11 protein-coding genes and 1 pseudogene are annotated in these 8,847 nt (G+C 65.4%); 2 read left to right on the top strand and 10 right to left on the bottom strand.

Annotation, left to right across the window (positions count from 1 at the left end):
* Nucleotides 1-574: TIGR03560 family F420-dependent LLM class oxidoreductase (locus tag AC2VOU_RS01270; protein ID WP_486955721.1), on the bottom strand; the 574-nt coding region annotated here is incomplete at its 3' end.
* 136 nt (nt 575-710) lie between these two features.
* Between AC2VOU_RS01270 and AC2VOU_RS01265 the strand changes: the two genes are divergently transcribed.
* On the top strand, nt 711-1,712 hold the full coding sequence (locus AC2VOU_RS01265) for a PHP domain-containing protein (protein ID WP_486955720.1): 1,002 nt from the start codon (nt 711-713) through the stop codon (nt 1,710-1,712).
* Between the two features lie 85 nt (nt 1,713-1,797).
* Here the strand turns inward: AC2VOU_RS01265 and AC2VOU_RS01260 are convergent.
* Both AC2VOU_RS01260 and AC2VOU_RS01255 read right to left on the bottom strand, forming a co-directional pair.
* Nucleotides 1,798-1,938, bottom strand: a pseudogene (locus AC2VOU_RS01260) (DNA polymerase IV); the annotation flags it as partial.
* 64 nt (nt 1,939-2,002) lie between these two features.
* Complete coding sequence (locus tag AC2VOU_RS01255; RefSeq protein WP_486955719.1) at nt 2,003-2,641, bottom strand: TetR/AcrR family transcriptional regulator; 639 nt, start codon at nt 2,639-2,641, stop codon at nt 2,003-2,005.
* 77 nt (nt 2,642-2,718) lie between these two features.
* Here AC2VOU_RS01255 and AC2VOU_RS01250 point away from each other — a divergent pair, with 77 nt between their 5' ends.
* Complete coding sequence (locus AC2VOU_RS01250) at nt 2,719-4,188, top strand: flavin-containing monooxygenase (RefSeq protein WP_486955718.1); 1,470 nt, start codon at nt 2,719-2,721, stop codon at nt 4,186-4,188.
* On the opposite strand, the gene rraA is transcribed toward AC2VOU_RS01250, so the two are convergent.
* The 7 genes from rraA to AC2VOU_RS01215 all read right to left on the bottom strand — a co-directional run bounded on the left by rraA (nt 4,185) and on the right by AC2VOU_RS01215 (nt 8,665).
* The gene (rraA, locus tag AC2VOU_RS01245; protein WP_486955717.1) at nt 4,185-4,673 is read right to left on the bottom strand and encodes a ribonuclease E activity regulator RraA; all 489 of its coding nucleotides are present in this window, start codon (nt 4,671-4,673) and stop codon (nt 4,185-4,187) included. The genes AC2VOU_RS01250 and rraA overlap by 4 nt on opposite strands.
* 19 nt (nt 4,674-4,692) lie before the next feature.
* Nucleotides 4,693-5,175 (bottom strand): Rv3852 family protein, encoded by a 483-nt coding sequence (locus AC2VOU_RS01240; protein WP_486955716.1) that lies wholly within the window; start codon nt 5,173-5,175, stop codon nt 4,693-4,695.
* A gap of 104 nt (nt 5,176-5,279) precedes the next feature.
* Entirely contained in the window at nt 5,280-5,795 is a 516-nt protein-coding gene (locus AC2VOU_RS01235; RefSeq protein ID WP_486955715.1) for a copper resistance CopC family protein, read from the bottom strand.
* Nucleotides 5,792-6,478, bottom strand: a complete 687-nt coding sequence (locus AC2VOU_RS01230; protein ID WP_486955714.1) for a YcnI family copper-binding membrane protein — start codon at nt 6,476-6,478, stop codon at nt 5,792-5,794. The genes AC2VOU_RS01235 and AC2VOU_RS01230 overlap by 4 nt, the downstream gene beginning before the upstream one ends.
* A 35-nt stretch (nt 6,479-6,513) precedes the next feature.
* Nucleotides 6,514-7,170 (bottom strand): DUF6474 family protein, encoded by a 657-nt coding sequence (locus tag AC2VOU_RS01225; protein ID WP_486955713.1) that lies wholly within the window; start codon nt 7,168-7,170, stop codon nt 6,514-6,516.
* A gap of 94 nt (nt 7,171-7,264) precedes the next feature.
* A complete protein-coding gene (locus tag AC2VOU_RS01220) occupies nt 7,265-7,663 on the bottom strand; it encodes a transcriptional regulator (RefSeq protein ID WP_486955712.1) in 399 nt (132 codons plus the stop codon).
* A gap of 468 nt (nt 7,664-8,131) precedes the next feature.
* Nucleotides 8,132-8,665, bottom strand: a complete 534-nt coding sequence (locus AC2VOU_RS01215) for a peptidase (RefSeq protein ID WP_486955711.1) — start codon at nt 8,663-8,665, stop codon at nt 8,132-8,134.
* Between the last annotated feature and the right edge of the window lie 182 nt (nt 8,666-8,847).

Below are 8,847 nucleotides of genomic sequence, written 5' to 3'. Positions count from 1 at the left end.
AGTGCTGGGCGTAGCGCGCGGTGATCGGCAGGGTGCGCTTCTCGCCGCTGCCGCCGATGCAGATCGGGGGATGGGGCCGCTGCGGCCCTTTTGGTTCGTTGCGGGCGTCCTTGAGCTGGTAGTAGGCGCCGTCGAAGGTGGTCGTCTCATTGCTGAGCAGGCTGGTGAGCACCGCGCAGGCCTCTTCGAAGCGGTCGAATCGTCCTCTGATGCTGCCCAGTTCGATGCCGTAAGCGCCGGATTCTTCTTCGTTCCAGCCGGCGCCGATACCCAGCTCGAGTCGGCCGTCGGAGATGATGTCAAGAGCGGCAGCCATGTTCGCCAGCACCGCGGGATGACGGTAGTGGATACCGGTCACCAGGGTGCCCAGCCGCAGGCGGGTAGTCGCCTGAGCCAGCGCGGCCAGCGTGGTCCAACCCTCCAGGCACGGCCCGGCGCTGTCGCTGAAGATCGGGTAGAAGTGGTCAAAGGTCCACCCGGACTCGTAGACGTCGATGTCGTCGGCGGCCGTCCAGACGGCCAGCAGGTCTGCCCAGGTGGTGTTTTGGGGTGAGGTTTTGAACGCGAATCGCATGATTGCAAACGTAGCCGAGCCCGCGCCGAGAATGACGTTTCGGCAAGATAGTGCGAGTAGTGACGTGCCGGAACGTCCATCTCGCCGCAACCGCCGTCAACGGCAGTTCTGGTAGCCGTACGGGCACACTGGAGCGATGGACCCGGTAGCCGCACTGCGTCAGATCGCCTATTACAAGGACCGCGCCCGCGAGGACTCGCGGGGGGTGATGGCCTACCGCAACGCCGCCGACGTCGTCGAGGGCCTCGACGAGTCGGAGCGCGAGCGGCACGGCCAAGCCAACAGCTGGCAGTCGCTGCCGGGCATCGGCCCGAAGACCGCAACGGTGATCGTGCAGGCATGGTCCGGCCGCGAACCGGATGCGTTGACCGAACTACGTTCGGTCGCTGAGGATTTCGGCGGCGGGGAGATCAGGGCCGCGCTGCGCGGTGACTTGCACCTGCATTCGAACTGGTCGGATGGATCCGCGAACATCGACGAGATGATGGCCACGGCGGCGGCGCTGGGCCACGAGTACTGCGCGCTGACCGACCATTCGCCGCGACTGACGATCGCCAACGGCCTCTCGCCCGAGCGTTTACGCAAGCAGCTCGACGTCGTCGACGGGTTACGTGATCGGTTCGCGCCGATGCGCATTCTGACCGGCATCGAGGTGGACATTCTCGATGACGGCGGACTCGACCAGGAGCCGGAGCTGTTGGAGCGACTCGACATCGTGGTGGCAAGCGTGCATTCCAAATTGTCGATGGATGCCGCGACGATGACGCGCCGGATGGTCCGCGCAGTCAGCAATCCCCACACCGACATACTCGGTCATTGCACGGGGCGCCTCGTCGGGGGTAACCGAGGTATCCGCAAGGAGTCGACCTTCCATGCCGAGGAGGTGTTCACCGCGTGCCTCGAACGCGGCACCGCTGTCGAGATCAATTCCCGGCCCGAGCGCCGCGACCCGCCCACCCGGCTACTCAAACTGGCCCTGGAGATCGGCTGTGACTTCAGCATCGACACCGACGCGCATGCACCGGGCCAACTGGATTTCCTCGGCTACGGCGCACAGCGCGCGCTGGATGCCGGCGTCCCCGTCGAACGCATCGTCAACACCTGGCCGGTCGACCAGCTGCTGACTCGGACGCACTGATCGGCCGAGTGGCCAGTTATGGCAGCGATTCACGACGAAACCCCGCCATAAGTGGCCGCTCGCCGGTGAGGAGGCTCAGGTCGCGAACGTCGTCGCGCAGCCGGGCCGCGATCTGCACGGGCGTCCCGGAGACCCGCCGCAACCCGGCCTCGTAGCTGGCCGCCAGCACGACGCCGCCGCCGACAATCACCGGCCGGCCGCGCAGCCCCGGGTTGTCGCGCCGCATGCAGAATGTTAGCCTCACCGCCGGAAACTCCGGCGAACATATGTTCGCATCAACTGCCGACGAGCTAGAGCTGTTCGCCGTAGATGCTGCTCGTCCAGATGTGCACCAGGGTCTCGAGAACCCGCTCGCGGGGCACCGACGGCCGGTCGTCGGCGAACGAACTCAACATCACCTTCTCGTTGAGCAGGTTCAGCGCCGCTGAGAGTTCGTTGGCCGGTAGCGTCACCGGCGCCGCACCGCGGGCCCGCTCGGATTCGATCACCAGCGCGATATGGCCGACCCACTTCTCCATGAACCGCGACCACAACGTGCGAACGTCGGCGTTGGTGCGCGCGGAGTCAGCCGCCAACGAGACAGCGCGGTGCGACCCGAAGGTTTCGACAAATACGTTGATGCCGGTGCGCCACAGGGTTTTCAGGTCGGCCGGGGGATTGGCGACCATGTTTTCCAGCGCCGAATCGGCTTCGACGATCACCCGCTCGAACAACGTCAGCAGCACCGCATCCTTCGACGGGTAGTAGAAGTAGAAGGTCGGCCGCGAAATGCCGGCGCCTTTGGCCAGGTCGTCGACCGAGATGTCAGCCAGCGGCCGGTGCTCGAGGAGCTTTTCGGCCGTGGTCAGAATCGCCAGTTCACGATCGTCGCCGGACGGGCGTGCTGAGCGGCGTCCTCGCGAGGTTCGGTTCGAGCTGACGGTGGCCACCCGCCTTACTTTACATGGTGTTGAAAGAGTCGACAGGATGTTGACCGAATCAACACAGCGTTGATAACCTGTCGGCCATGACTGAGCATCTCGATGTTGTGATCGTCGGCGCCGGCATCTCCGGCATCAGCGCGGCCTGGCACCTGCAGGATCGCTGCCCGTCCAAGAGTTACGCCATCCTCGAGCGCCGTGCAGACCTCGGCGGCACCTGGGACCTGTTCACATACCCCGGGATCCGCTCCGACTCGGACATGTTCACCCTGGGGTTCCGGTTCAAGCCGTGGGAATCGTCGACATCGATCGCCGACGGTGCCTCGATCAAGGCCTACATCAAAGAGGCCGCCACCGAGAACGGCATCGACAAGAACATCCGCTACCGCCAGAAGGTGGTGGCCGCCGAGTGGTCGGACGCCGAGAACCAATGGACGCTGACCGTCGACAATGACGGCCACACCGAAGAGCTCACCTGCTCGTTCCTGTTCGCCTGCAGCGGTTACTACAACTACGACGAGGGCTACCTGCCGAAGTTCGAGGGCTACGACGACTTCGAGGGCACCACCGTCCATCCGCAGCACTGGCCGAAGGACCTGGACTACGCCGGCAAGAAAATCGTGGTCATCGGATCCGGTGCCACCTCGATCACGCTGATCCCGTCGCTGGTGAAGACCGGCGCCGGGCATGTGACCATGCTGCAGCGCACGCCGAGCTACATCGGATCTCTGCCGTTGCAGGACCCGTTCGCCGCCCAAGCGAAAAAGCTGTTGCCGGCACGTGCGGCCAACGTCGCCACCCGCTGGCGGTGGATCGCCTTCAGCACCGTGCAGTATCAGTTCGCCCGCAAGTTCCCGACGCAGATGCGCAAGACCCTGCTGGCCATGGCCAAGCATCGCCTGCCCAAAGGCTATGACGTCGAAAAGCACTTCGGCCCGAGCTACAACCCGTGGGACCAGCGACTGTGTCTGGCGCCCAACGGTGATCTGTTCAAGACCATCCGCAACGGCCAGGCCGACGTCGTCACCGACACCATCGACCGATTCACCAAGACCGGCATCAAGCTCGGCTCCGGCGACGAGCTGGAGGCCGACATCATCATCACCGCAACGGGTTTGAACCTGCAGCTGTTCGGTGGTGCGCAGATCCGCCGCAACGGCGAGGACGTCGACCTCAACGACACCATGGCGTTCAAGGGCATGATGTTGACCGGGCTGCCGAACATGGCATTCACCATCGGCTACACCAACGCGTCGTGGACGCTCAAGGCCGACCTGGTGTCGGAGTTCGTCTGCCGCATGCTGAATTACATGGACGACAAGGGCTATGCGACCGTGGTGCCGCAGCATCCGGGCGACTCCGTCGACGAGCGTCCGCTGATGGACTTCACCCCCGGCTATGTGCTGCGAGCGTTGGATTACCTGCCCAAGGCCGGTCACGTATCGCCGTGGCGGCTCAAGCAGAACTACTTCATGGATCTACAGCTCATCCGTCGCGGTAAGGTCGACGACGAGGCGCTGCAGTTCGCCAAAAAGCCTGCCGCTCTTTCGGTCTAGCTGTTCGCCACAGTGACGATGACGATTCCGTCATCGTCACTGTAGGCGATGTCGCCCGGGACGAACTCCACTCCGCCGAGGCTGACGGTGACGTCGCGTTGACCGGCGCCGGTCTTGCTGCTTTTGCGCGGGTTGGTGCCCAGCGCCTTGACGCCGAGTTCGAGGCCGCGCAGGGCGGCAGCGTCACGCACCGCGCCGTTGACGATCAGCCCGGCCCAGCCGTTACTGCGGGCCAGATCGGCGATCACATCGCCCACCAGCGCGGTATGCAGTGAGCCGCCGCCGTCGATCACCAGCACGCCACCGTCGCCGGCTTCGGACAGCACCGACTTCAGCAGCGCGTTGTCCTGGTGGCAGCGCACGGTGCTGATGGGTCCGGCGAATTGGCTGCGACCGCCGAATTGGCGAAACTGGAGGTCGCAGCTGCGGACGTCGGGTCCGATGTCGTCGACGAGGTCGGCGGTGGGACGGAATAGCACAGTCACCGGGCGATGTTTTGTCTGGTCACTCATGGTCTCGGCGGAGTCGCCACACCAGTAGCACCGCCAACATACTGATCGCGATGGCCACCGCCAACGGCACCGGGGACCGGCCTGCAGCCGCCGAGGCTGGCTGGGTGGGCAGCGGGTTACCGGCCGCCTCAACCGTCGACTTTGCATGCGCTGCGGCCTCTTTGGCGGCCGCAGCGAGATGTCCGTTGGATTCCGGCGTGGCCGGAGCGACCTTTTTCGCGACGGCCTTCTTTGCCGGCGCCTTCTTCGCGGGTGCCTTTTTCGCTGCCGACTTCTTGGCGGGGGGCTGCTTCTTCGCCGCTTTCGCCGGTGCGGCTTTCTTGGCCGGCGCTTTCTTGGCCGGCTTCTCTGCGGCCTGGGCAGCCGGGCCGGCGGGCGTCGTGTCGACTGGCGCCTCGGGCGGGTTGGGCGCGCGCAACGGCGGGTCAGGCGCGGGGTCGGGCGTGTCGTGCGGGCGATCGTGCGGGTATGCCATCCGGGGAGCTCCTTTGCCGTTTCTCGTCGCGTGCACCGGAGGAGGGTCGAACCCCATCATGCCAGTGCGGTGGAGGTGGGTTGGCGGTCGATGATCCGACCCGGTCAGGTCCTGTTACGCAGGGCCCACAGCGCTCCGCCGCCGACCAGGATCACGGCGCCCAGTACGAAAGGCCAGATCGGGAGCTCGGCGGGTGAGTGGTTGGGGGGCTTCGCCGCCGGGCCGGGCGTTCCGGTTCCCGCCACCGTCAACCGGAACGACCACGACCCCGTGACGACATGGCCATCGGCGGAGGTCACCCGGTAGTTGACCGTGTAGTTGCCAACTGGGCCCAGCGGGCGCAGACCGACGCTGACGACCGTGCCCTGCACCTGTGGGTCGCCCGACGTCCACAGGTTGCCGTCCGGGCCGACCACCGTCATCGCCGCGAATGTGGTCTGCAGGTCCTCGTTGAAGGTCGCGCTCACCCGGGCCGGCGCGGTGCTGACAGCAGCGTTTTCCGCCGGGTCGACCGACACCCGGGCCGCGTGGGCGCCGGCGGCGCCCGCCGTCAGCGTCGCGGCGAACGCGGCCGCGGACAGCAGCAATGCCGCGATGACGAGGTGAGCTCGAAGACTCACGGCCGACGCACGATCAACGCGAGACCGACGCCGAGGGCGCCGACGAGCAGTGCTGCCCCGGCCAGAACTCGGCTGGTGTTGTCCACCACCTTGCGGGGCTGCGGCTCGGCCGGGGTTGCGCTGACGGAAGGGGCGACCGACGTGGTCGGGCTCGCGTGCTGGTCAGACTTCGGGGTCGAATGGTCGGGCAGCGTCAGTGTCAGCGTCGGCGCGGGATGTTCCGGTTCGGCGCCGCCGGGTAGGGTCGGCTGGTCCCACTTCACCACGACTCCGTCGGCGTAAGTCTGGATCGCCGGGAAGCTGACCGAGTCGGCATCGGGAAGCTTCGCCGTGATCCGGAAGACGTCGAATTGGCCGACCGGAATTCCGCCGTCGGGCGCCGCGGTCCAGGTAACCGAACGGACCTTGTCGCCCTCGCGGTTGAGCTTGGCCGTCCACCCGGGCTTCACCTCGGTCTGCACCGCCGTGACATCGGGCAGATCTATGGTGAGCGCGGTGGTGGCCGCCTTGGTCGTCGACTCGTTGGGCACCTGGAAGCTGACGGTGGCATAGCCGCCGCGGCTCGCGTCCGCGCTGCTGGCTTGAATATGCGCGGCCGCCACGGCGGTCGGACCGAGCAAGAACAGGGCGGTGACGGCCGATCCGATCAGGCTTCGGCTAACGATCTTGCGGGAAGAAAACATCGGGCTAGCAGCTCCTGTCTGGGAAGGGGCCGGTTTCAGGTCAGTCCGAGTCGTGCCATCAGGTCGGCATCGACTTCGTCGAGTTGGCGGGTGATCGCGGCGTGGGCATCCCGTCGACGGGCGGACGGCATGTGCTCGGCCGCCGTGACGGCAGCCGCCAGATCGCCAAGCCGTGCGGAGATTGCCGCGACGAACTGTTGGGTCTCGGCATCCTTGGGCTTGCTTTGCTGAACGGACCGCAACGACTTTTCGGCACCGGCGACGCGGGCGGAAAGCCGACCACCGGCACCGGAGAACTGGCCGATCTGGGCCAGCGGGACGCCGAGTTGATCGGCGCGGCGCTGGTCGATCAACCCGCGTGCGGCAACGGCGAGGCGGTAGGCGACCGGCACCAGGATCGGCGCGAGCAGCCGCGACACCGTCAGCAGCCGGCGAATGCGCGTCGGTGAGAGCAACGATCCCTCGCGTGCCGCTTTCAGGTTGGCTTCGGCCACCTTCAACGCGGTGTGATCGCTCGCGCGTTGCGACTTCAACTTTTCGCGAAGCGCTTTGGTCTCGGCCTTCTGCGCGGCTTTGAAGCGTCGGACCTCATGCTTGGCCGCCAGTTTAGCTTCGAGCTTGGCTTTCGCCTTGATCGCGCGAGCCTCGGCGCGCCGGGTCGCGCGGGTTTTCCGCCTGCCGAACAGGGCCATTCGCGCACTACCTCCCCGGAATCTCATCGACTGTCGCGGTGCCGGTCCGGCATCGATGGGCTCACCCTAACCGTGCCGGTTGGCCGGGCCACCGTCAGGCGTCCAGGTGCTCCTTGCGGCGTAGCTCTTCTACACGATGGACGATGTCCTCCCTGGACTCCGCGGAAAGCTCGCTGGCGGCCATCGCGATCCGTCGAACTCCCTCGTCGCGCATGACCAGCAACCACGCCAGTTCTTTGTCTAACTTCTCGTAGTACGCGTCGTCGGTGAAGTAGGCGGGTTTGATCCGAAAAAAATTGGCCAGCGCCGCCATGGTGGTCGACGACGGGTTGGTGCGGTTGCCAGAACGTAGCTGAGACAGATACGGAGCCGACATCGTGACTCCCTCCGCCTTGAGTGCCGCGATGACTTCAGCAGAAGTGTGGGGGCCCCGCCCGGGTGGGTAAACCGTGTCGAACAGGCGGTTCAGGCGGGCGGAAAAAGTCGTACTCATCGATATGGCCTCCACCAACTCAGGTAGATCGTCGAATTGCCGCAAAGTATTTGCTGATCATCGTAGCGAGAGTTCTCGTCGCAACCAAGCCTAACGCCCGAAGAAAATTGACGCTTCCGGTATTTGTGGGCGCGGGGTCCGATGGCTCCGTCGGCCGATCGTGTTATCCAGCGTATACACACAAATTATTAAGTAAATTGTGTGAGCATTCATCGCTTGAGGGACTAATGGCGCTCCGCGTACAGCCATGGGATGAACCGATGGCTACCTGCGCAGGGCATCTCCTCGGCCCGAAGTCGATTTGCTGTAGGCACCGTACACAGGTCCGTGGACCGACATCCGCCGACCTGTACCGGGATGATATTAGGCGCATGTCGGACGGCCGGTCCAGAGGATCGGTCGACGCGATCGGGGGCTCAGAAAACCCGGCCTGGTGCTGACGCCCGCAATTGCGGGTGAGCGGTACGGCTACGCGGCTAGCAGCATCGCCAAGATTGCTGTGTCGGGGTGGCTGATGGGATCGACACCGACGCGGCTGACCATCGACGTGATGGTGCCGTCGGCCTCCGCCTCAACCCACGCCGCCCGGTGTTCAAGGCCCAGATGCGGCAAACCGGGTAACAGCACGCACCCCGACGCCGCACCCGTGCACTCCGGCAGCGAGGGTGTCGTCTCTGATGGAGGGTGCAGCATCAACAGTGCGGGCGGCTGATGGTCGGCGAAATAGCCTGGCTGGATCGCGGATTCGCCGACAACCGGGCCTTCGGCGAGCACTAGTCCGACCGTGCCGGGGACGGGCACTTCCGGGAGTTCCTCGCGGACGCCGAATACCGTTGTGGTGGCCAGCAATCCGGGCAATGACGCCACTCGGACAGCAACCATCAACAGCTGAGCCCACTCTTTGGTCGAATCGGGCCAGCGGCCAGAGATCACAAAGCCCTTCAGGGCGCCACGAGAATGAAACGGGGCCACTTCGACGGCCCGGCCTGCAGCACTGTCCATTTCGCCCTCCGCCATGAATTCGGGTATCCGCGATACGCCGGTGGGTCGATCCGCTCAGCATGAGGCAGCCCGGCGACCTGCGCAAGCGGACACGGGCAGCGGGCTGCGATGAGGTCGAAAAAGAAACACAGCCGAAACACATAGTCGGGGTGCCGCAAAAGCGCGACGCCCCGACTATGAGC

Source organism: Mycobacterium sp. TH-M25, assembly GCF_057473665.1.
The sequence above is the reverse complement of the archived record's forward strand: the minus strand, read 5'-3'. Positions and strand labels throughout refer to the sequence as shown.

Coding starts and splice junctions, on each gene's coding strand:
- AC2VOU_RS01230 (WP_486955714.1), bottom strand. CDS start 6,478: ATGTTTTCTTCCCGCAAGATCGTTAGCCGAAGCCTGATCGGATCGGCC.
- AC2VOU_RS01225 (WP_486955713.1), bottom strand. CDS start 7,170: ATGGCCCTGTTCGGCAGGCGGAAAACCCGCGCGACCCGGCGCGCCGAG.
- AC2VOU_RS01265 (WP_486955720.1), top strand. CDS start 711: ATGGACCCGGTAGCCGCACTGCGTCAGATCGCCTATTACAAGGACCGC.
- AC2VOU_RS01215 (WP_486955711.1), bottom strand. CDS start 8,665: ATGGACAGTGCTGCAGGCCGGGCCGTCGAAGTGGCCCCGTTTCATTCT.
- AC2VOU_RS01250 (WP_486955718.1), top strand. CDS start 2,719: ATGACTGAGCATCTCGATGTTGTGATCGTCGGCGCCGGCATCTCCGGC.
- AC2VOU_RS01240 (WP_486955716.1), bottom strand. CDS start 5,175: ATGGCATACCCGCACGATCGCCCGCACGACACGCCCGACCCCGCGCCT.
- AC2VOU_RS01220 (WP_486955712.1), bottom strand. CDS start 7,663: ATGAGTACGACTTTTTCCGCCCGCCTGAACCGCCTGTTCGACACGGTT.